Source organism: Streptomyces sp. NPDC085900 (genome assembly GCF_044540925.1).
Classification (GTDB): Bacteria; Actinomycetota; Actinomycetes; order Streptomycetales; family Streptomycetaceae; genus Streptomyces; species Streptomyces gilvifuscus.
Map to the genome: position 1 here is coordinate 267,906 of NZ_JBITSP010000003.1, position 21,274 is coordinate 289,179.

Consider the following 21,274-nt stretch of genomic DNA (forward strand, 5'->3'; position numbering starts at 1 on the left):
AGCGATCGCGAACTGACTGATCAGCAGATTAACCGCCGCCACTGACAACGCTCACGCCAGGGGTGCGGTTACGCAACCCGGGACCGACGGAGGGAGTCAGTGACACCTTTCGGGTGCTCAGCAGGCGCCGACCCATTCCTCCGTACCGTCGGAGAAGGTCTGGTGTTTCCAGATCGGTACCTCGTGCTTGAGGTCGTCGATCAGCTTCCGGCAGGCGTCGAAGGCCTCGCCCCGGTGCGGGCACGACACGGCGACGACGACGGCCAGATCGCCGACCGCGAGGTCCCCGACGCGGTGCACCGCCGCCAGCGCCCGTACGGGGTACTCCGCGACGACCTTCTCGGCGATCCGTCGCATCTCCGCCTCGGCACTGGGGTGGCACGAGTAGCCGAGCCGGTCGACGTCCGCGCCGCCGTCGTGGTTGCGCACGGTGCCCACGAACAGCGCGGTCCCCCCGGCGGCGTCGTCCCCGACGGCCCGGAAGACCTCGTCGACGGACAGGGGCGTCTCGCGGACGCCGATGAGCTTGACGGGGTCGTCCGCGGCCTGCTCGCCGGGGTGGTCGTGGGTGTCTGCCATGCGTCCATCGTGCCTCACGCCCGTGACAACACGGAATACGACTTTCACCAGGCACACACGCGTACGTTTTCGGCGACTCCTACAGGACCGCCGTGTCCCGCAGGTCCGCCGTGGCGGCCGTTCCGGTCCGGAACGCTCAGATCCGGCGCCGGGCCTTGCGGGCCCGCCGCACCACGGCCGCCGCGCCCAGCAGGGCCACCGTCGCCCCCGCGGCACCCGCCGCGGTCGCGTCCTTGCGTCCCAGCCGCCGCCCGGCGACGGTGTGCCGCCCGGAGACCTCTTCCAGCAGCTCCGCGAGCACTTCCTCGTTGGTCCACTGCGGCCGCCATCCGGCGTCGTGCAGCCGGCTGCCGCTCACCACCCAGGGGTACATCGTGTAGGCCAGGTCCCCGGCCGGCGACGGCGTCAGCCCGATCCGGTGCAGCCGGGCCGCCGCCCCGAGCGCCACGGCCGACGGCAGCTCCATCCGCCGGATCCCGCTGAGCTCCTCGACCTCCTCCTGCTCCAGCCACCCCTCGCACCCCACGGCGAGCTCGCCCTCGACCTTCTCCAGGACGGCGTACTCCAGGGCGCTGCACAGGTCCTCGACGTGGCAGAACTGCCAGGCGGGCCGCGACCCGGCCACGACCAGCAGCCGGGGCGACTCGAAGTACCTGGTCAGCGCGGTGTCGGTGCCTCCCACCAGGACGGCCGGGCGAACGACGGTGACGTTCAGCCCCGGGTGCGCCCGGGGCGCGCGCCGTGCGAGCCGCTCGACCTCCAGCAGGTCGCCCACACCCGTGGCCTCGGCCGTCGCCCGCAGCTCGGCGTCCTCCGACAGGGGCAGCTCGTTGTCGGGAAGCGCCCCGTAGACCATCGAGGACGTGCAGAGCACGACCCGGTGGACCCCGGCCGCGGCGGCCGCCGTGAGCACGGTCTGCGTCCCCCGGACGTTGTAAGCCGTCCGCGCGGCGGCGTCGGTCTCGAGGTCGAGGTCGAGCGCGAGATGGACCACCACGTCGGCCCCGCGCAGCTTGTCGGCGATGGCCGGGTCCCGCACGTCGAGGATGTGCCACTGGGCCGCCGCGCACTCTCCGCGCCGCTCGTCGATGGCGATGACCTGCTTGATCTCGTCGGACGCGGCCAGCCGCTCGGTGAGCAGCGCACCGACGCCGGTCGCGGCACCGGTGACCGCGACGACCGGCCCGCGTACAGTCGGCGGGGTTGACTCGTTTCGCGCTGCGCGAACCTGCGGATCTGGGGAACTCACCGGGCGTCTCCAGCGGTTGTCTTCAGTAAGAACGCGAGTGACGCGTCCGTACCAGGTGACATCCATCCTGCCGCAGCCGATGAGTCGGCGAAGCACCGAGGCCCGAACCGCCCATGGTGTCTACGCTGGGTGGTGTCATCGGGCAGCCGCGCCGTCGGGGACAACCGGCGGCCTTACCAGCCGAGGAATCCCGTGAGCGACACCCCATTCGGATTCGGCCTTCCGCCGGAGGAGCCGGAAGACGGCGACGAGGGCAAGAAGAAGGACCAGGAGAGCGGTGGTGGTCAGGACCCGTCCAACCCGTTCGGATTCGGGCTGCCCGGCGCCGGCGGCTTCGGCGGCCCCGGCGGTGACAACCCGCTCGCTGCCATGTTCGGTTCGCTGAACCCCACCGACCTGGGCGCCGCCTTCCAGCAACTGGGCCAGATGCTCTCCTACGAGGGCGGCCCGGTGAACTGGGACATGGCGAAGCAGATCGCCCGCCAGACGGTCTCGCAGGGCACCGCGGACGGCGTGAAGGACGCGAGCGTCGGCCCCGCCGAGCGCAACGCCGTCCAGGAGGCCGTCCGCCTGGCCGACCTGTGGCTGGACGACGTTACGTCCCTGCCCTCCGGCGCCGGCACCGCGGTGGCGTGGTCGCGCGCGGAGTGGGTGGAGGCGACCCTGCCCGCGTGGCAGGAGCTGGTCGACCCGGTCGCCGAGCGCGTCGGCACCGCGATGGGCGACGTCCTGCCGGAGGAGATGCAGGCGATGGCGGGCCCGCTGATCGGCATGATGCGCTCGATGGGCGGCGCCATGTTCGGCACGCAGATCGGGCAGGCCGTGGGCGTGCTCGCGGGCGAGGTCGTCGGCTCCACCGACATCGGTCTGCCGCTCAGCCCGGCCGGCAAGGCGGCGCTGCTGCCGGTGAACATCGAGACCTTCGGCAAGGACCTGGGCGTGCCGAAGGAGGAGGTGCGGCTGTACCTGGCGCTGCGCGAGGCCGCCCACCAGCGCCTCTTCGCGCACGTGCCGTGGCTGCGCTCGCACCTGTACGGCGCGGTCGACGGCTACGCGCGCGGGATCAAGGTCGACACCGCCAAGCTGGAGGACGTCGTCGGCCAGTTCGACCCGCAGAACCCCGAGCAGCTGCAGGACGCCCTGCAGCAGGGCATGTTCCAGCCGGAGGACACGCCCGAGCAGAAGGCGGCCCTGGCCCGTCTGGAGACGGCTCTGGCGCTCGTCGAGGGCTGGGTGGACGCGGTGGTGCACGCGGCCGCGAAGCCGCGTCTGGGGTCCGCCGACGCGCTGCGCGAGACCCTGCGCCGCCGCCGCGCCTCGGGCGGTCCTGCGGAGCAGACGTTCGCCACGCTGATCGGCCTGGAACTGCGCCCGCGCCGCCTGCGCGACGCCTCCCGCCTGTGGGCCTCGCTCACCGACGCGCGCGGGATCGACGGCCGCGACGCCCTGTGGTCCCACCCGGACATGCTGCCCACGGCCTCCGACCTGGACGACCCGGACGGCTTCGTGCACCGCGAGCAGCTGGACTTCTCCGAGCTGGACAAGATGCTGGGCGAGGCGGCGGACAAGCCCGACCTGCGCAAGAAGGAAAGCGACGACAAGGGCGACGACGCCGAGTGAGCCTGTACGACGACGCGGTCCTCGTCCTGAAGGGGTACGAGGGCCAGGAAGAGCTGCGCCAGGCCTACCTCGACCATCTGGCGGCCCACCCGGACGGCATGTGGAAGGCCTGCGAGGCCGGCCACATCACGGCGAGCGCTGTGGTGATCGACCCGTCGCGGGGGCGTGTGCTGCTCACCCTGCACCGGAAGCTGCGGATGTGGCTGCAGATGGGCGGCCACTGCGAGCCCGAGGACACCTCGCTGGAGGCGGCGGCGCTGCGCGAGGCCACCGAGGAGTCGGGCATCACCGGACTCACGCTGCTGGCGGGCGGCCCCGTCCGTCTCGACCGGCACCCGATCCCGGCCCCCTGCAACTGGCACCTCGACGTGCAGTACGCGGTCGTGGCGCCACCGGGCGCGGTCCAGGAGATCAGCGACGAGTCCCTCGACCTGCGCTGGTTCGGCTACGACGAGGTGGCGGACGTGGCGGACGAATCGGTCGTACGACTGCTCGAAGCGGCCCGCGCCCGACTCTGAACGGGTAAGGGGTGACCACCCCGGCGGTCACCCCTTACCGGTACTAGCTCCAGACGTTGCCCTGGTTCTGGGCCCGCGCCCCGTGCTGGCCCATGCCGTACTGGGCGGCGAGGCCCTGACCGATCTGGGCGTTCTGCGGCGGCAGCAGCTCACTCGGCTGGACCAGCGCGAAGCCGCTGCCCATGAAGCTGAGCTCCCAGCCCTCACCGGTGTTGCCGCGGCGCCGCCACACCCCGGAGGAGTGCGTCTGGGCCTGCATCTGCACGCGCAGGCCGGTGGACCAGGCGACGATCGCGTCGGCGTCGCAGTTGACGTACTTGTCGGGCGTGACCTGCAGCATCAGGGGCGCACCGGAGGTCATCAGCGCGACCTTGCCGCGGCCGGTGATGTTCAGCTGGTACTTCCCGGAGCCGGAGATGCCGTAGAGGCTGTCGACGGCGATGACCTCATGGTGCAACGAGGAGTCCATCGCGAGCACGTAGCCGCTGTCGACGGTCAGGCCGTCCTGCTCCACGTCCACCACATGGATGTGCTGGGCGAGGTTGGCGAAGTACACCGTGCCCTGCCCGTGGCAGCGCATGAGGCTCAGGCCCTCGCCGGTGTAGGCACGCGCGCGTGCCTGGTTGTTGCTCTGGTACTCGGCGTCGAACTCGACGAGCCCCTGGTAGGCGACCATGGTGCCCTTGCGGGCCAGGATGTCGTCGTGACCCTCCAGTTTGACGCGCAGCAGCTGCTTGTTCTGCAGGCTGTAGCGCTCCTGGGACTGGGAGTCGTTGTGGGCGAAAAGCGAACTCTGCATGGCGTTTCTGGCTCCCCCTCAGCCCCGGAACCGGAGGCGGTCGGTGCTGTCCTCGCTGGGCTGGACGACGACGATGCCCTGGCCGGAGAAGCCCATCTGGTAGGCCTCGCCGCTGCCACGGCCGATCAGCGACTGCGCCTTGAAGCTGCGCTTGCCCTTCACCTTGAGGTTCGGGGACCAGGCGACGAGGGCGTCCGGGTCGACGTACGTCTCGTCCTCGCCACCGCCGCAGTCGACGACGATCGGGGTTCCCCGGGAGGTCAGCGCGACCCAGCCCTGCCCGGAGATCTTCGTGTTCCACAGGCCCTGTCCGGCGAACTTCGCGAGCCCCTTGACCCGCTCGACGCCCCAGGTGAGATGGGCGTCGAAGGCGAGCAGGTTGGTGGCGTTGACGGAGATGCCGTCGCCGTTGAGGTTGATGACGACGACGTTCGCGCCGTAGTCGGCGAGGTAGAGCAGGCCGTCGCCGGAGCACTTCATCAGGGGCGCGCCCTCGCCGGTGATCCAGTCGCGCGCGATCTGGCGCACGGCCGGCGGGTTGGGCTCGTACTGGATGAAACCCTCGTATGCGATCATCGAGCCCACGCGCGCGAAAAGGTCCTGCCCGCTCTGCATGGCGACCTTGAGCATGTGCTCGCCGTGGTTCTCCATGCGGGCGGTGACGGGTGCGGGGGCGTAGCCCGCGAGCGGCTGGTTCATGACGGGCTCCCTCAGACCTCGTACGGCTGGACGACGATGAAGTTGCCGGGGGCGCCCCGGAACTGCAGGTTCACGCTCTCCCCGGTGTCGCCCGGGTAGGCGTTGCGGCGCATCCGGACCTGGCTGGAGACGATCACCTGGGAGGCGGCCGACCAGGCGACCACGGCGTTGGCGTCGGCGAACGTCGTGGGCGTGACGGGCAGCACCACCGGTGTGCCGTGCGTCTTCACGACGATGGTGCCGGTGCCCTGGAACTGCATCGTGAACAGCGCGCCCCCGGGGATGCCGTGTCCCTCGATGCGCCGGACCTCGTACTGCAGGGTCTCGTCGAAAGCGAGGACGTTCTCGGCGGATACGCAGATCGCGTCGCCCTGGAGCTCGATCGGGTGCAGATGCGTGGCGTTCTCGGCGAGGAACACCTGGCCCTGGCCGGTGCAGCGCATCAGCTGCATCTCCTGGCCGGTCGCGTTGCCCACGATGCGGCCCGCGAAGCCGGCGCCCTTGTAGCTGAAGTCGACCTTGCCCTGGTAGAGCACCATGCTGCCCTGCCGGGCGAGCACGGGCTGGCCTCCCATGCCGAGGTCGACCCGGATGAGCTTCTTGTTCTGCTGCGTCCAGCGCTGACCGGTGGGCGTCTCCTTGAACACCGACAGCGCGGCGGTCACGCCGGCGCCCCCCTGCGGAGCTCCCTGCGGGAAGCCGTAGCCGCCGGTCTGCTGGGCCGGGACCTGGCCGAAGGGCGGCTGCTGGCCGTAGCCGGGCGGCTGGGTCGGCTGGCCGTAGCCGGGCGGCGGGGCGGGGGCCTGCGGCGCCTGCGGCTGCGGGTATCCGGGCGGCGGGGCGCCGTGGCCGGGGGGCTGGCCGTACGGCTGCTGCTGGGGCGGCTGGCCGTACGGGGCCGGTACGGGCCCCGGGGGCGGCACCGAGGCGCCGCCGGGCGGGCTCAGCGGCGCGACGATGGTGGGCGCGGCGTGCACGTTCGGCGCGGGCGCGGGTGCCGCCGGCGGGGGCGGCGGGGTCGCGCCGGGGGGCGGAGCGAAGCCCTGGGCGGGCTGCGGCGCCGGAGCGGGGGCAGGTGCGGGAGGAGCGGCCGGGGCGGCGAACGCGGGCGGCGCGAAACCGGGAGTGGCGCCGGAGGCCTGCGGCTGCTGGGGAGCGGCGGGTGCCTCCTCCTCGGCGACCTCGCCGCCGAAGTTCTTCAGCAGCGCCTCCAGCCCGCCGTCGAAGCCCTGGCCGACGGCCGCGAAGCGCCACACGTCCTTCAGATAGAAGTCGCCCAGCATCACGGCCCGCTCGGTGGTGAACTCCGAGCCGTTGAAGGCGTACCGGGCCACCTCCTCACCGCCCGCGACGATCCGCAGGTATCCGGGGCCGACCTGCGACATCTGGCCGGAGCCGTCGATGGTCGCCGTGAAGGACAGCTTCTGGATCTGCGGCGGGATCCTGTCCAGCGTGATGCGGAAGGACTCCGTGTCGCCGGCCTGCGCACCCAGGAGCTGGATGGACTCCTCGGGGGACTTGGGCTGGTTGAAGAAGATGAAATAGCGGTCGTCCGAGAGCCGTTCGTCGGCGTCGAGACCGAAGCAGCTGATGTCGAACGTCAGCCCGGGTCCGCCGATCTGCACGCCTACGTACAGATCGGTGCCCGCGGTGAGGTCACTGATCTTGGCCTTGTGGCCGCGTTGGAATTCCCTGGCCATGCGTAACGACCGTCCCCCATCCCGAATGTGAGTGCGTCGCGCCAGGCTAACGGCTAACTCCGACATCGGAAGAAGCCGGTACAGACCCGGTACACAACCGCGTCCCGGCACCCGGGATGGCCGTCACTCCTCGTGGGCGACCGGCAGATGCGGCAACCGTTCGGCGGCGACCACTCCTTCGAGGTAGCCGCGGGCGCGCTCGGTGCGCGGATAGGCCTCCAGCAGCCGCCAGAAACGGGGCCCGTGCCCGGGTACGAGCAGATGCGCCAGCTCGTGGAGGAGGACGTAGTCGATGACGTATTCGGGCATGCCCTGCAACCGGTGCGACAGGCGGATGCTGCCCTCCGACGGGGTGCACGAGCCCCAGCGGGTGTTCTGGTTGGTGACCCAGCGCACCGAGGCGGGCCGCGCCCGGCCTTCGAAGTACTGGGCGGACAGCCGTCCCGCACGCTCCGCCAGCGCGTCGTCGCCGAGCATCCGTTTGCTCTCCTGGGCGGCCAGTTTGTCGAGCATGACGGTGACCCAGCGCTTTTCCTCGGCCTCGGACATCCGGGCAGGGATGAGCACGACGGTGCGATCGCCCTCGCGGTACGCGGAGACCGTCCGGCGTCGCCGGGCGCTCCTGCGGACCTCGATCGCGCTCGCCCCCGAGCCGCTCGGCGGCTGGCTCGTCGTGCTGCGCTGTGGCGTTCCGGCGCGGTGCAGTGGGTCGGCGGGCACGCCCCGACGTTACCCGCTGCACATGGGGAAGTCCCGACTCCCGGACGGTTCCGTCCCGATCCCCCACCGAGCGTTTGATTTGTACGACGAATATCCACTGCCTGTGGACAACTTTCGGCACGTTCCTCCGGGTCCGTGCATGCTGGGTCTCACCGCGGAGGCCGACCTGCCTCCGTCGGCGGACGGGGATGTTCTCTCAGGGCGACGGGGGCCTGCCGATGAATGCCATGAATGCCGTGAATGCCATGGATGCCCCGCATGCCACGCATGCCGTGGATGCGACGGACGGGACGGTTTCGATCGTCCCGGTGGTGAAACCCGCGCTCAGACGCGGCTGGCGTGATCTCAACACGGTGCAGTTCGGTATGGCTCCGGCGCACGCCCTGACGCTGGGCCCGATGGACTCGGCGACGGGCAGCTTCCTCGACCTGCTCGACGGCACGCGCGGCCTGCCGCTCCTGCGTGAGGAGGGACGCCGTATGGACCTGCCCGACGGCCACGTCGACACGCTGGTGTCGCGGCTGGCCGGGGCCGGTCTGCTGGACGACGCCAAGGGAGGCGGGCCGGCGGCCGACACCCTGCGCGGAAAGAAGGCGGTCCTGGACCGGCTGCGCCCGGACCTGGCCTCACTGTCCGTGTTCACCGCCGAACCGGGCGACGCGATCGCGCGTCTGGCCGCCCGGCGATCCCTGCGCGTGCAGGTCCGGGGAGCGGGCCGGGTGGGAGCGCTGCTGGCCTCGCTGCTGGCGGCCGCGGGCGTCGGCGAGGTCGACGTCCGGGACATCGGCCGGGTCGAGCGCTGGGACGTCTCGCCGGGCGGTCTGCCCCCGGAGTCGGTCGGCGCCCGCAGGGACGAGGCCGCCCGGCAGGCGGTACGCCGTTGCGCACCGGACCGCCCGCCGCGCCGCGGCCCCACGGCACCGCCGTCGGACGGCGACCCCGGATTCTCGCTGGTGATCCTGGCCCCGCGCGACGACGTCGCCGTCCACGCCCCCGCACCGGCCACCGCCGAACCCCTCATCACTTCGGGTACGCCCCATCTGTACGCCGGAGTGGTCGAGGCGACCGGTGTCGTCGGCCCCCTGGTGCTGCCCGGCGAGACGGGCTGCGCGGGCTGTCTGCACGAGGGGCGCACCGACCGGGACCCGGCCTGGCCCCGCCTGGTCGCCCAGTGGCGTTCGGGTTCGGGCAGGTCACGGCCGGTGCGGCCGTGCGATGTGACACTGGCCACCACGGTCGCCGGACTGGCGGCGGCCCACGCGTTGGCCTTTCTCGACGGCCGCCTCCCGGCGAGCGCCGGGGCCCGCTGGGAGGTATCCCTACCTGCTCTGAACTGGCATTCCCGGCCGTTGTGGCCACACCCGGCATGCGCGTGCGGAGCCGGGGAGAAGGTAAGTAAGGGGGAACACACCGCTGAGGACGCGGACGGGCACGAGACAATGGGGGAGCAACGGTCGCCGATGAAGTTGTGCCGTGAGGCAGAGGCGGCGCGGCCGGCAGGGACTTGGAGGGCGCATGTCTGATCTTCCCCGCAAGGCGGTCACCCGGACCGCCAAGCTCGCCGCGCTCCCGCTCGGCTTCGCCGGGCGGGCCACCTGGGGACTGGGCAAGAGGATCGTCGGCGAGTCGGCGGAGATCGTCGGCCGCGAGCTGCAGCAGCGCACGGCGGAGCAGCTCTTCAAAGTGTTGGGCGAGCTCAAGGGCGGTGCGATGAAGTTCGGGCAGGCCCTGTCCGTCTTCGAGTCCGCGCTCCCCGAGGAGGTCGCCGGCCCCTATCGTGCGGCGCTGACGAAGCTGCAGGAAGCGGCTCCGCCGATGCCGACGCGCACCGTGCACACGGTGCTCGGCGAGCGGCTCGGCCCGGACTGGCAGGAGCTGTTCCTGGAGTTCGAGGACAAGCCGGCCGCGGCTGCCTCGATCGGCCAGGTGCACCGGGGAGTGTGGCACGACGGCCGCGAGGTGGCGGTCAAGGTGCAGTACCCGGGAGCCGGCGACGCCCTCCTGTCCGATCTGAACCAACTCAGCCGTTTCGGCCGTCTGCTGGGTCCGCTCATTCCCGGTATGGACATCAAGCCGCTGATCACGGAACTCCGGGACCGTGTCTCGGAGGAGCTGGACTACGCTCTGGAGGCCCAGGCCCAGCAAGCCCACGCCGAGGAGTTCACGGGCGACCCGGACGTGGTGGTGCCGACGGTGGTCCACCAATGCGACCAGATCCTGATCACGGAGTGGATGGACGGCATCCCGCTCTCGGAGATCATCGCGGACGGCACCCCGGAGCAGCGCGACCGCGCCGGCCAGCTCCTGGCCCGCTTCCTCTTCTCCGGCCCGGCCCGCACCGGCCTGCTGCACGCCGACCCGCACCCGGGCAACTTCCGTCTGCTGCCCGGCGACCCGGAGGACGAGGGCGACTGGCGGCTGGGCGTGCTGGACTTCGGCACGGTCGACCGCCTCCCGGGCGGTCTGCCCACTCCGATCGGCGACTCCCTGCGCAGGACCCTCGACGGAGACGCGGAGGCCGTCTACGAGCTCCTCTGCGAGGAGGGTTTCGTCAAGGAGTCCATAGAGCTGGACCCGGCGGCCGTCCTCGACTACCTGCTGCCGATCATCGAACCGGCCCGGGCGGACGAGTTCACCTTCACCCGCGGCTGGATGCGCAGCCAGGCGGCCCGCATCGCCGACCCCCGCTCTCCCGCCTACCAACTGGGCAAGCAGCTGAACCTGCCCCCCGCCTACCTTCTGATCCACCGGGTGACGCTGAGCACGATCGGCGTGCTGTGTCAGCTGGGGGCCACGGTGCGGCTGCGTGAGGAGTTGGAGGAGTGGCTGCCGGGGTTCGTGCTGGAGGACGCGGAGGAGGACGAGCCGGCCGCGGAGGCCTGACCTACCACCAGGCCGAGTCCAGCCGGCCCTCGATCGCCCGGAGATTCTCCCGGGAGCAGGCGTCGCAGTAGTGCCGGCGGGCGCCGTCCTCCACCGAGAAGGTCCAGGTGGGCTGCGGTTCCTCGGCCCGGGCGCCGCAGCGGGCGCACACCAGCGGCCGGGGCTCCGCCGCGGAGCCCGAGTCGTCGCGGCTTCCTGGAAGACTCGTCATCCGGTGACGATACCTCCGGGGCCGGAGCTCGGGCGGTTACAACGCACCGCGGGGGCCGGTCCGTTCGGACGGACCGGCCCCCGCGGGGAGCCGGCGCCTCCCGGACTCGGGAGGCGCCGTTCTTCGAATGGGGCGGCTACTGCATGACCGCCATGGCGAGCGCACGGCGGGCGAGGCGCGAGGCGCGCTCGGCCCGGCGCTGCATCCGCCGGGCGGCCACCAGGCGCGCGGCCGGGCGTTCCCGCTCGGCCTCGCGCAGCCGCTCGTGCATATGCGCACGTGCCAGGGCTTCTGGAATGAGTTGCATCTCTCGGGTCCTGTTCTGACGCGAACCGGTCACGTCGGTGGAGGTGGAGTCTTCGATCGCGGAGCCGGTGGGCTCAAAGGTGGACGGCTTCATCGGGGCCTGCTTCTTGGGGTCGTGCGTGAGGGGACGGTCGATCGTGCCTGCGGTGTTCATGCTGTGACCGGGTTCTTGCGCGGGCGGCCACGCGGCCGCTTCCGGGCGACGACGACACCCTGGACGAACAGCTCGCCACCCCAGACGCCCCAGGGCTCACGCCGCTCCTTGGCGCCGGCGAGGCAGGCCTCGATCAGCGGGCAGGTGCGGCAGAGGGACTTGGCGTACTCGACGTCGGCCGGCGACTCGGCGAAGAAGACCTCCGGGTCGTAGGAACGGCAGGGGACGGGTACGCCGAGGTTCTCGATGGCGTCGTCGAGCGCGGTGAGCGCGGTGAGCGGGGTCAAGGTGGAGTCCTCCGTGAGGCCGGGCGGGGGGATCGTTTCGGAAGGCGGTACGGACGGGGCGTGCGCTTCGAGTTGCACGGGTCGTCTTCCTCGTCTGTTCGTTTCCGGCCCTGTTGGGCCGGGAGGCGGCTGGTACCGGGTTCTGCTGTTGTCCCGAGGCCCCTTCGCTCCGTCGTCCCCTGTGTGGGGACAAACAGAAGGGCCGCGGATCCCGGATGGGGTTCCGCGGCCCTGAAGGCGCCGGCCTGATCGGCTGTCAGGCTGGATCACTCCAGGGTTCTGGCCCACGGAAGGCCCACATCAGGTGGTGCTGCGTCTGCTTCCGGCTTCCGGCACCGGCCGCCGTAAAGGCATAGGCCTGCGCCTGTGCCTCTACTGCTTCCAGTGCCTTCGTCGGTCGCTCATTGCGCTCACGGACGGGAAGACCCGCGGGAGACACAGAGGACGCCGGACGCACGGCACGGATGCCGGACAGACCGGTGCCCGGGATCGAGGCGCCGAGCATGCACAGGGAGACGACGACCGAGTGATCGGTCATTTTGACGCTGCTGGTGGAGCTGGTGTTGATGCTGATCACTGGACTCGCCTCCTCTCGGCGCTTCGGGGACTGGGGGTGAGCCAGTCCGACGGATATGCAAGTAGAGCACGGAATCAGGGCCTTCGAGAAGGCCTCTGTCCCCGTGGCTAAGAACCTATGGGGATTGCTGGGGCATGCGCAAACTATTTTTCCGACGAGTTCGCATCACTCTTTCTCGCCGTCCGCCGCGAGGTCCTGGCCTGCGCAGAGAGCCAGTACGTCCGACCCGTAGCGGTTGAGCTTGCGCTGTCCGACCCCGGGGATGCGTGCCAGTTCGTGCGCGTCGTCCGGGACGGCCTCGGCGATGGCCATCAGCGTCTTGTCGGTGAAGACGCAGAAGGCCGGCTGTCCGCTGCGCCGCGCCTGGTCCGCGCGCCACTCGCGCAGCCGCTCGTACAGACCCTCGTCCATGTCGGAGGGGCAGTCCTCGCAGCGCATCAGCTTCATCTCGCCGGCGTCGGTGAGCGTGCGCCCGCAGACGCGGCAGCGGGCCGGGGTGCGCTGGGTGCGTCGCGGGGCGACGGACTCCGGTCTGCTGGTGTAACCCCGCTCGACGCCGCCCGCGCCGCCCGTCGCACCGCGGCCGGCGGCCCCGGTGGAGCCGGGGCGCAGGCCGTCCAGGAAGCGGCTGGGGCGGCGGCTGGGGCGGCCGCCGGGCGAGCGGGACAGCGCCCAGGAGACGTGCAGGCGCTCGCGGGCGCGGGTGACGCCGACGTAGAGGAGGCGGCGCTCCTCCTCGATCTGCTCGTCGGTCTTCGCATAGGTGATCGGCATCATGCCCTCGGCGACACCGACCAGGAAGACGACGTCCCACTCGAGCCCCTTGGCCGAGTGCAGGGAGGCGAGGGTGACGCCCTGGACGGTCGGTGCGTGCTGCGCGTTCGCCCTCTCGTCCAGCTCGGCGACCAGGTCGGCCAGGGTGGCGCCCTGCTTGGCGGCGGTGAAGTCGTGCGCCAGGTTCACCAGGGCGGCCAGGGACTCCCAGCGCTCTCTGACGGCGCCGGAACCGGCCGGGGGCTCGGTGCTCCAGCCCTCGCCGGAGAGCACGGCACGCACCTGGGAGGGCAGGTCGACGGCGTCGTCCAGCCGGGAGTCGTTGCCGCCGAAGCGGGCGGCGCCCCTCAGGTTGACGATGGCTCTGCGCACCTCGGGCCGGTCGAAGAACCGCTCGGCGCCGCGGAGCTGGTAGGGGACTCCGGCGTCGGCGAGGGCCTGCTCGTAGGTCTCCGACTGGGAGTTGGTGCGGAACAGGATCGCGATCTCGCTCGCGGGGACCCCCGCGTCGATGAGTTCGCGGATGCGGCGGGCGGCGCCCTCGGCCTCGGCGGGCTCGTCCGTGTACTCGGTGTAGCGGGGCTCGGGGCCCGCGGCCCGCTGGGAGACCAGCTCCAGGCGGTGGTCGGCGGCGCGGCCGCGGGCCTGGGCGAGGAGGCCGTTGGCGAGATGGACCACCTGGGGGGTGGAGCGGTAGTCGCGGACCAGCTTCACGACGGTGGCTCCGGGGTGGCGGGTGCGGAAGTCGAGAAGGTGGTCGGGGGTTGCTCCGGTGAACGAGTAGATCGTCTGGCTGGCGTCGCCGACGACGCACAGATCGTCGCGCTCCCCCAGCCACAGTTCCAGCAGCCGCTGCTGGAGGGGGCTGACGTCCTGGTACTCGTCCACGACGAAGTGCTGGTACTGGGCGCGGACCTGTTCGGCGATGTCGTGCCGGTCCTGCAGGACGGCCACGGTCAGCAACAGGACGTCCTCGAAGTCGATGACGGAGCGGTCCCGCTTGAGGTCCTCGTAGACGGAGTAGAGCTGGGCGATCTCGGCCGGGTCGCGGGGGGACTCACGGCCGGCCTTGGCGGCGGCCGCCGCGTAGTCGGCGGGGACGGTCTGGGTGACCTTGGACCACTCGATCTCGCCCGTGACGTCCCGCAGCTCGCCCCGGTCGAGACGGATGCGGCAGGCGGCGGCCGCGTCCGCGACGAGCTGGATCTTGCGGTCGACGAGCCGGGGCATGGAGCCACCGACCGCTTTCGGCCAGAAGTACTGCAGCTGGCGCAGGGCCGCCGAGTGGAAGGTGCGGGCCTGGACGCCGACGGCGCCGAGCTGGCGCAGCCGGCCTCGCATCTCCCCCGCGGCACGGTTGGTGAAGGTGACGGCCAGCACGCTGGACGGCTGGAGGATCCCGGCCCGCACCCCGTAGGCGATGCGGTGGGTGATCGCCCGGGTCTTGCCCGTGCCGGCGCCCGCCAGCACACACACCGGACCGCGCAGGGCGGTGGCCACCTCGCGCTGCTCGGGGTCGAGCCCTTCGAGCACCGCGTCGGCCGAGTCCGGTACCCGCGGGAAGAGCGTGGAGTGCGTTGCTGCTGTCACACAGCCATGCTGCCAGGTCGCCGGAGACGGGTGCTCCGGTTGTCCACAGGCAGGCACCTCTTGTCGTACTAATGCGGCAGGCGTCACGTGGGGTCCGGTACCGCGTGCGGGAATGGTGGCCCTTTCAAGTACGTTCCCTCTCTGCGACGACCGATCCCCCAGCAGCTGAGGAGTGCGAGAGACATGCCGGGCACTGTGACGATGTACAGCACCACGTGGTGTGGCTACTGCCGCCGGTTGAAGAGCCAGATGGACCGCGAGGGCATCACGTACGACGAGATCAACATCGAGCAGGACCCGGAGTCCGCGGCTTTCGTCGAGAAGGCGAATGGCGGAAACCAGACGGTTCCGACCGTGCTGTTCCCGGACGGTTCGACGCTGACGAACCCGTCGCTGGCCCAGGTGAAGCAGAAGATCGGCGTGTGACGCCGCGCCCTGGCGTGCGAAAAGGCGGTACCCGAGGTCGGCTCGGGTACCGCCTTTTGTCGTTCTGCCAGGTGTCGGCCTGCCCGTCACACGCTCCTGGTCGGCAGCGGCTTGCCGTACCAGAGCTCGATCAGGCGGGCCGCGATCGAGATGCCGTAGGGCGGAAGCACGTCGCCCGAGTCGAAGGCGGCGCCGAGTTCGTCGCGGGAGAACCAGCGGGCCTCGTGGATCTCGTCGCCGTCGACGTTGATCTCGGTGGAGGTGGCGTGGGCCATGAAACCGAGCATCAGGCTGGACGGGAACGGCCAGGGCTGGCTGGCGACGTACTCGACCTGTCCGATGCTGATGCCGGCCTCCTCGAAGACCTCGCGGCGCACCGCCTGCTCGATGGACTCGCCGGGCTCGACGAACCCGGCGAGCGTGGAGAAGCGGCCCTCGGGCCAGTGGACCTGGCGGCCGAGGAGGATGCGGTCCTCGGTGTCCGTGACGGCCATGATCACGGCGGGGTCGGTGCGCGGGTAGTGCTCGGCCCCGCAGGCCGGGCAGCGGCGGATGTGGCCGGCCGCGGCGATGACGGTGCGCTCGCCGCAGCGGGAGCAGAAGCGGTGGGTGCGCTGCCAGTTCTCCAGGCCGACGGCGTGCACCATCAGGCCCGCGTCCCGCGGCGACAGCAGCAGGCCGGCCTCGCGCAGGCCGGCCGGTCGCGCGGACTGGTCGATACGGCCGGGCAACGCGTCCTTCTGCAGGGCGAAGTAGCTGACGCCGTCCTCGTCGGTGCCCAGGAAGTAGCGGTGCGCCTCCGTCAGGGGGGCCTCGAAGGACGGGGTCATGACGAGTTCGGTACGGCCGTCGGGCGTCTCGTCGATGAGGACCTGGCCGCCGGAGACCACGAAGCAGCGGGTCGTGGGGTGGCTCCACGCCGCCGCGAGCCAGGCCTCGTCGAGCCGGTGGTGGGCGGCGCGGTCGATGCCGCTCGGGGCGGTGAGCGAGATGGGGCGGTCGGCGGTGTGGTCGGTCCAGGTGGTCACGGGTGCTTCCAACTCCCCCTGTGGAACGGGCTGTTTCGGCGGGCGGTGCGGCGGGACGCGGGGCGGGAGGTGACCGGTTCCGGTGGGGCTGGGCGATGCGGGGCGTTCTCTCCAGTGTGCCCCTCGCACCGTGCCCGTCCGGGCGGCGCGTGACGCTCAGGGCGCATGACGCCACGTCCGGGCGAGGTCGCCCCACAGGTACGCGGTGGTCTCGACGCCTTTGAGGAGCAGGTCGAGCTCGACCTTCTCGTTCGGCGCGTGCCAGCCGTCGGACGGGACGGAGATGCCCAGGAAGAGCACCGGTGCGTCCAGGACCTCCTGGAGGTCGGCGGCGGGTCCGGAGCCGCCCTCGCGGGTGAAGCGGATCGGCTTGCCGAAGGCTCGGCCCATCGCGCGGACCACGGACTGCAGGGCGGGGTGGTCCAGCGGCGTCAGGCAGGGGCGCGTGGCGGCGCCGAACGTGATCTCGTGCCGGATCCCCGTGGGCACCTGTGTGGCGACCCAGTCGCGGACGACCTTCTCGATGTGCGCGGGATCCTGTCCCGCGACCATACGGAAGGACAGCTTCACCATCGCCGAGGACGGGATGATCGTCTTGCTGCCGGGGCCCTGGTAGCCGCCGCCGATGCCGTTGACCTCGGCGGTGGGGCGGGCCCAGATGCGTTCCAGGGTGGTGTGGCCGGCCTCGCCCTGGGCGGCGTACGACTTGGCGGTGCGCAGCCACTCCTGCTCGTCGAAGGGCAGTTCGGCGAAGAGCTCACGCTCGCGGTCGGTGAGTTCGACGACGCCGTCGTAGAAGCCGGGGACGGCCACGCGTGCGTGCTCGTCGTGCAGGGCGGCGACCAGACGGGCGGCGGCGGTGGCCGGGTTGGGGACGGCGCCGCCGAAGGACCCGGAGTGGATGTCCTGGTCGGGGCCGAAGAAGTGGATCTCGCACTCGGCGAGGCCGCGCATGCCGGTGCAGACGGTGGGGGTGTCCTCGGACCACATGCCGGTGTCGGAGACGATCACGGCGTCGGCGGCCAGCCGCCCGGCGTGCTCCTCCACGAGGGCGCGGAAGTGCGGCGATCCGGACTCCTCCTCACCCTCGATCAGCAGCTTCAGGCCGACGGCCGGGGTGGTGCGGCCGGTGGCGGCGAGGTGGGCGCGGACGCCGAGGGTGTGGAAGAAGACCTGGCCCTTGTCGTCGGCCGCCCCGCGCGCGTAGAGGCGGTTGTCGCGGACGACCGGCTCGAAGGGCTCGCTGTCCCAGCCGTCCTCGCGGGCGGCGGGCTGCACGTCGTGGTGGCCGTAGACGAGGACCGTGGGCGCCTCGGGGTCGTCGGAGGGCCACTCGGCGTAGACGGCGGGGGCTCCCGCCGTCTCCCAGACCTCGGCGGTCGGGAAGCCGGTCTTCCGGAGTTCGGCGGCGAGCCAGTCGGCGCTGCGGCGTACATCGGGCGCGTGGTCCGGCTGGGCGGACACGGACGGGATGCGCAGCCACTCCGCGAGGTCCTCCAGGAAGGCGGAGCTGTGCTGCTCGATGTACGTACGGACGGCGCTGTCCGGGGTCTGGCTCATGGTCACGAGCCTATCGGCCCGCACCGACATCCTCGGTGGGCGGTTCCTCACAGTTTGCTTGCGCGGCCGGCTCTCCCAGGAGCAGCCGCTCCAGTGCGGCCCGGTCCGGCAGGCCCTGCGGTCGTACGACCTCACCGGTGCGGACGTACAGGAACGCCGCGTTGACGGACTCGAGGGGCACGCCCCGCTGCTCGGCCCAGGCGAGGCGGTACAGGGCGAGCTGGAGCGGATCGGCGGTGCGCTCGCGGCTGGTCTTCCAGTCGACGATCTCGTACGTCGCCGCCTCGCCGTCGCCCTCCTTGTATACGGCGTCGATGCGCCCTCTGATCACCCGGCCTGCGATGGCGAGCTGGAAGGGGGCCTCGACGCGGTGGGGCGTGCGGTGGGCGTACTCGGTGCGTTCGAAGGCGTCCTTGAGGGCCTCCAGATCGCGCTCGTCGGCGATCTCGGCGTCACTGCCGGGCAGTTCGTCCGGTTCCAGTACGGGGAGGGTGAGTTCTTCGAAGCGGGCCTCGACCCAGGCGTGGAAGCGGGTGCCCCGGCGCGCGGCGGGCTGCGGCGGGCGGGGCATGGGGCGCGCGAGTTCCTGCGCGAAGCCGTCCGGGTCGGCGGCCAGCCGCAGCACCTGCGACGCGGTGAGGGTCACGGGCAGGGGAACGTCGGTGACGGCGTCCCGCGCGCGCAGGAGCTCACCGGTGAGGGCGTCGAGGTCGCGGTCCCAGGAGGCGATGGTGCGGGCTTCCTCGGGGGTGGGGCGGGTGTGCTCGCGCGCACGGGTGTGCTCCGGCGCGCGCGTGCCGACGTGCTCGGCGCGCTCCGGTCCCGTCGCCTGGTGCGGGACCGTCGGGCGGTCCGCGGACCAGCTGTCCCAGTCGCCCGGTTCCCCGTCCGGGTACAGGTCTTCCTCCCCGTAGGGCTCCTCGTCGTCCGGCGGCGCGGGCCACTCCGGATCCTCGTGGCTGTCCGGGTCGTGTACGGCCGCGGGGTGGCCGGACTCGTGGGAGGCGAGGTTCTCCAGGTGGGCCAGGACGGTTTCGGCGGCCGTCCGGCGGCGGGCGAGGGACGCCTCGTCCAGCGGTAGGGGCCAGACCTGGTCGGCGCTCGCCGCGTGCAGGGCGGGGTTCTCCGCGTCCTCGGGGGGCTCCTGCGCCCACGCCTCGATCTCGCCGTACCCGGCCTCGCAGTGCTCGTACAGGTCCAGCAGGAAGTCGGAGGGGCCGCGCCGCTTCTTCTGTGTCGGCCCCCACCAGTGGCCGGAGCCGAGGAGGAGGGAGCGGGGGCGGGTGAAGGTGACGTAGCCGAGGCGGAGTTCCTCGGTGTGCTGGTGCTCCTTCATGGCCTCCTGGAAGGCTTTCAGGCCGCGGGAGTCCCAGGACGCGACGTCGGGCAGGGTGTCGGCGTCGCCGCGCAGTGCGTGCGGCAGCACCTTGCCCTGGGCGGTCCACTTCTCCCGGCCCTTGGTGCTGGGGAAGGTGTCCTTGACCAGTCCCGGGACGGCGACGACGTCCCACTCCAGGCCCTTCGACTTGTGGGCGGTGAGCACCTTCACGGTGTTCTCGCCGCCGGGGAGGGCGTTGTCGAGGCCCTTCTCGTACTGCGCCGCGGTGCGCAGGAAGCCCAGGAAGGCGAGCAGGCTGGCCTCGCCGTCCCCGGCAGCGAAGGAGGCGGCCACGTCCAGGAAGTTGGAGAGCGTTTCGCGGCGGCGGGCGACCAGGGCGCGCGGGGACGCCGACAGCTCCACCTCCAGGCCGGTGACGGCGAGGACGCGGTGCAGGACGTCCATCAACGGGTCGGACAACGACCGGCGCAGATCGCGCAGTTCCGCGGCCAGCCGCGCGAAGCGCACGCGCGCGTCCGGCGAGAACGGCAGCCCGTCCTCCTCCAGCTCCGCGTCGAGCGGCATCTCCAGGAAGGTGTCGAGGGCGTCCGCGAGCGATATCACCTCCGACGGATCGACCCCCTCGACGGCCTCGGCGAGCCGCCGGTCGCGGTCGTCGTCGTCCGCCACGCGCGCGTGGGACACGAGCAGCCGCGCCCTGCGTCCCAGGAGGGCGAGGTCGCGCGGGCCGATGCGCCAGCGGGGGCCGGTCAGCAGCCGGACCAGGGAGGCGTTGGCGCCGGGGTCCTGGAGCACCTCGCAGACGGCGACCAGGTCGGCGATCTCCGGCAGGTGCAGCAGCCCGGACAGGCCGACCACCTCGACGGGGACGTCCCGGGCGACGAGCGCGCCCTGGATCTCCGCGAAGTCGGTCGCCGTACGGCACAGCACGGCGATCTCGCCGGGCGCCTTGCCGGTGTTCACCAGGTGGGCGATCGAGTCGGCGATCCAGTCGATCTCCTCGGCGTGGGTGGGCAGCAGCGCGCAGCGTAGGACGCCGTCCCGTTCGGCACCGGGAGCCGGGCGGAGGGCCTCCACGCCGGCGTGCATGGCGCGCAGCGGTTCCGCGAGACCGTTGGCGAGGTCCAGGAGGCGGCCGCCGCTGCGGCGGTTCTCGCTGAGCGCCTGACGGGTGGCGGGGCGGCCGTCGGGGCGGGCGAAGTGCTCGGGGAAGTCGTCCAGGTTGGCGACGGACGCGCCGCGCCAGCCGTAGATCGCCTGGCAGGGGTCGCCGACGGCGGTCACCGGGTGGCCGGTGCCGCCACCGAACAGGCCCGCGAGGAGGATGCGTTGGGCCACCGAGGTGTCCTGGTACTCGTCCAGGAGGACCACGCGGAACTCGTCGCGCAGGACGCGGCCGACTTCGGGGATGCGCGCGAGCTGTGCGGACAGGGCGATCTGGTCGCCGAAGTCGAGCAGGTCGCGTTCGCGTTTGGCGGCGCGGTAGCGGACCACCAGGTCGGCCAGTTCACGGCGGGCGGCGGCCGCCTCGGGGACCTTGCGCAGATCGGCGTTGGTGAGCTTGGCGCCCTGCAGGGTGCGCAGCAGTTCGGCGTCGTACGCGCGCACCTCCTCGGGGCGCACGAGGTGCTCGGCGAGTTCGGCGTCGAGGGTCAGGAGGTCGCTGACGAGGTCCGCGAAGGAGCGGGTGAGCGCCGGATAGGGGCCCGGGGCCTCCCGCAGCACGCGCGCGGCGAGCTGATAGCGGGTGGCGTCGGCGAGCAGCCGCGAGGTCGGCTCCAGGCCGAGGCGCAGTCCGTGGTCGGTCAGGAGGCGGCCGGCGAACGCGTGGTAGGTCGAGATGACCGGTTCGCCCGGCGGGTTGTCCGGGTCGATGACGTCCGGGTCGGTGACGCCCGCCTTGATCAGCGCCTTGCGGACGCGTTCGGCGAGCTCTCCGGCGGCCTTGTTGGTGAAGGTCAGGCCGAGTACCTGCTCGGGGGCGACCTGCCCGGTGCCGACCAGCCAGACCACGCGGGCCGCCATCACCGTCGTCTTGCCCGATCCGGCGCCGGCCACGATCACCTGCGGGGCGGGCGGCGCGATGATGCAGGCCGTCTGCTCCGGGGTGAACGGAATCCCGAGGAGCTCCTTGAGCTGATCGGGATCGGTGATACGGGGCGGCACGTCAGAGAGGCTATCGGCGACCACTGACAGCGGAGGACAAAATCGCCCTCCGGGTCAACGGAAGCGCAGGTCGGCGCAGGTGGTGTGAT

General features: G+C 71.8%; 19 protein-coding genes. 5 read left to right on the plus strand and 14 right to left on the minus strand.

The features are described from left to right. Positions 1 to 117 precede the first annotated feature (117 nt). On the minus strand, positions 118 to 579 hold the full coding sequence (locus ACIGDI_RS10625) for a molybdenum cofactor biosynthesis protein MoaE (protein WP_142142350.1): 462 nt from the start codon (positions 577 to 579) through the stop codon (positions 118 to 120). Between the two features lie 136 nt (positions 580 to 715). Beyond that, a complete protein-coding gene (locus ACIGDI_RS10630; RefSeq protein ID WP_058923354.1) occupies positions 716 to 1,828 on the minus strand; it encodes an SDR family oxidoreductase in 1,113 nt (370 codons plus the stop codon). A gap of 192 nt (positions 1,829 to 2,020) precedes the next feature. On the opposite strand from ACIGDI_RS10630, the gene ACIGDI_RS10635 reads away from it, so the two are divergent. Together ACIGDI_RS10635 and ACIGDI_RS10640 are read left to right on the plus strand one after the other, a co-directional pair. Then, positions 2,021 to 3,448: a zinc-dependent metalloprotease gene (locus ACIGDI_RS10635; protein WP_399893609.1), complete on the plus strand. Its 1,428-nt coding sequence runs from the start codon at positions 2,021 to 2,023 to the stop codon at positions 3,446 to 3,448. After that, positions 3,445 to 3,966: an NUDIX hydrolase gene (locus ACIGDI_RS10640; protein ID WP_399893612.1), complete on the plus strand. Its 522-nt coding sequence runs from the start codon at positions 3,445 to 3,447 to the stop codon at positions 3,964 to 3,966. The genes ACIGDI_RS10635 and ACIGDI_RS10640 overlap by 4 nt, the downstream gene beginning before the upstream one ends. Positions 3,967 to 4,009: 43 nt before the next feature. Here the strand turns inward: ACIGDI_RS10640 and ACIGDI_RS10645 are convergent, their stop codons facing one another. The 4 genes from ACIGDI_RS10645 to ACIGDI_RS10660 all read right to left on the minus strand — a co-directional run bounded on the left by ACIGDI_RS10645 (position 4,010) and on the right by ACIGDI_RS10660 (position 7,884). After that, complete coding sequence (locus ACIGDI_RS10645; RefSeq protein WP_390626560.1) at positions 4,010 to 4,765, minus strand: AIM24 family protein; 756 nt, start codon at positions 4,763 to 4,765, stop codon at positions 4,010 to 4,012. 18 nt (positions 4,766 to 4,783) lie between these two features. Beyond that, complete coding sequence (locus ACIGDI_RS10650) at positions 4,784 to 5,464, minus strand: AIM24 family protein (protein WP_142142345.1); 681 nt, start codon at positions 5,462 to 5,464, stop codon at positions 4,784 to 4,786. 11 nt (positions 5,465 to 5,475) lie between these two features. Then, positions 5,476 to 7,164 carry a TerD family protein gene (locus ACIGDI_RS10655; protein ID WP_399893617.1) on the minus strand — a complete coding sequence of 563 codons (1,689 nt, stop codon included), beginning with the start codon at positions 7,162 to 7,164 and terminating at the stop codon, positions 5,476 to 5,478. 123 nt (positions 7,165 to 7,287) lie between these two features. Further along, complete coding sequence (locus tag ACIGDI_RS10660) at positions 7,288 to 7,884, minus strand: M48 family metallopeptidase (protein ID WP_399893620.1); 597 nt, start codon at positions 7,882 to 7,884, stop codon at positions 7,288 to 7,290. A 299-nt stretch (positions 7,885 to 8,183) separates the two neighbouring features. Here ACIGDI_RS10660 and ACIGDI_RS10665 point away from each other — a divergent pair, with 299 nt between their 5' ends. Next, on the plus strand, positions 8,184 to 9,407 hold the full coding sequence (locus tag ACIGDI_RS10665; RefSeq protein WP_399895222.1) for a TOMM precursor leader peptide-binding protein: 1,224 nt from the start codon (positions 8,184 to 8,186) through the stop codon (positions 9,405 to 9,407). After that, positions 9,400 to 10,767: an ABC1 kinase family protein gene (locus ACIGDI_RS10670; RefSeq protein ID WP_399893623.1), complete on the plus strand. Its 1,368-nt coding sequence runs from the start codon at positions 9,400 to 9,402 to the stop codon at positions 10,765 to 10,767. The genes ACIGDI_RS10665 and ACIGDI_RS10670 overlap by 8 nt, the downstream gene beginning before the upstream one ends. A 1-nt stretch (position 10,768) precedes the next feature. Here the strand turns inward: ACIGDI_RS10670 and ACIGDI_RS10675 are convergent, their stop codons facing one another. The 5 genes from ACIGDI_RS10675 to ACIGDI_RS10695 all read right to left on the minus strand — a co-directional run bounded on the left by ACIGDI_RS10675 (position 10,769) and on the right by ACIGDI_RS10695 (position 14,666). Continuing rightward, positions 10,769 to 10,978: a hypothetical protein gene (locus ACIGDI_RS10675; RefSeq protein ID WP_399893626.1), complete on the minus strand. Its 210-nt coding sequence runs from the start codon at positions 10,976 to 10,978 to the stop codon at positions 10,769 to 10,771. A gap of 136 nt (positions 10,979 to 11,114) precedes the next feature. Continuing rightward, a complete protein-coding gene (locus ACIGDI_RS10680; protein ID WP_200703846.1) occupies positions 11,115 to 11,438 on the minus strand; it encodes a hypothetical protein in 324 nt (107 codons plus the stop codon). Continuing rightward, positions 11,435 to 11,803: a WhiB family transcriptional regulator gene (locus tag ACIGDI_RS10685; RefSeq protein ID WP_019072119.1), complete on the minus strand. Its 369-nt coding sequence runs from the start codon at positions 11,801 to 11,803 to the stop codon at positions 11,435 to 11,437. The genes ACIGDI_RS10680 and ACIGDI_RS10685 overlap by 4 nt, the downstream gene beginning before the upstream one ends. Positions 11,804 to 11,981: 178 nt before the next feature. Next, positions 11,982 to 12,302 carry a hypothetical protein gene (locus tag ACIGDI_RS10690; protein ID WP_399893630.1) on the minus strand — a complete coding sequence of 107 codons (321 nt, stop codon included), beginning with the start codon at positions 12,300 to 12,302 and terminating at the stop codon, positions 11,982 to 11,984. A gap of 165 nt (positions 12,303 to 12,467) precedes the next feature. Further along, entirely contained in the window at positions 12,468 to 14,666 is a 2,199-nt protein-coding gene (locus ACIGDI_RS10695) for an ATP-dependent DNA helicase UvrD2 (protein ID WP_399893633.1), read from the minus strand. A gap of 183 nt (positions 14,667 to 14,849) precedes the next feature. On the opposite strand from ACIGDI_RS10695, the gene ACIGDI_RS10700 reads away from it, so the two are divergent. Further along, positions 14,850 to 15,092, plus strand: coding sequence for a mycoredoxin (locus ACIGDI_RS10700; RefSeq protein WP_058923365.1), 243 nt, complete (start codon positions 14,850 to 14,852; stop codon positions 15,090 to 15,092). Between the two features lie 86 nt (positions 15,093 to 15,178). Here the strand turns inward: ACIGDI_RS10700 and nudC are convergent, their stop codons facing one another. From nudC to ACIGDI_RS10715, 3 genes are all read right to left on the minus strand, one after another. Next, a complete protein-coding gene (nudC, locus tag ACIGDI_RS10705; protein WP_399893637.1) occupies positions 15,179 to 16,120 on the minus strand; it encodes an NAD(+) diphosphatase in 942 nt (313 codons plus the stop codon). 156 nt (positions 16,121 to 16,276) lie between these two features. Next, positions 16,277 to 17,680: a dipeptidase gene (locus ACIGDI_RS10710; RefSeq protein ID WP_399893640.1), complete on the minus strand. Its 1,404-nt coding sequence runs from the start codon at positions 17,678 to 17,680 to the stop codon at positions 16,277 to 16,279. Between the two features lie 10 nt (positions 17,681 to 17,690). Further along, positions 17,691 to 21,185, minus strand: a complete 3,495-nt coding sequence (locus tag ACIGDI_RS10715; protein ID WP_399893643.1) for a UvrD-helicase domain-containing protein — start codon at positions 21,183 to 21,185, stop codon at positions 17,691 to 17,693. Between the last annotated feature and the right edge of the window lie 89 nt (positions 21,186 to 21,274).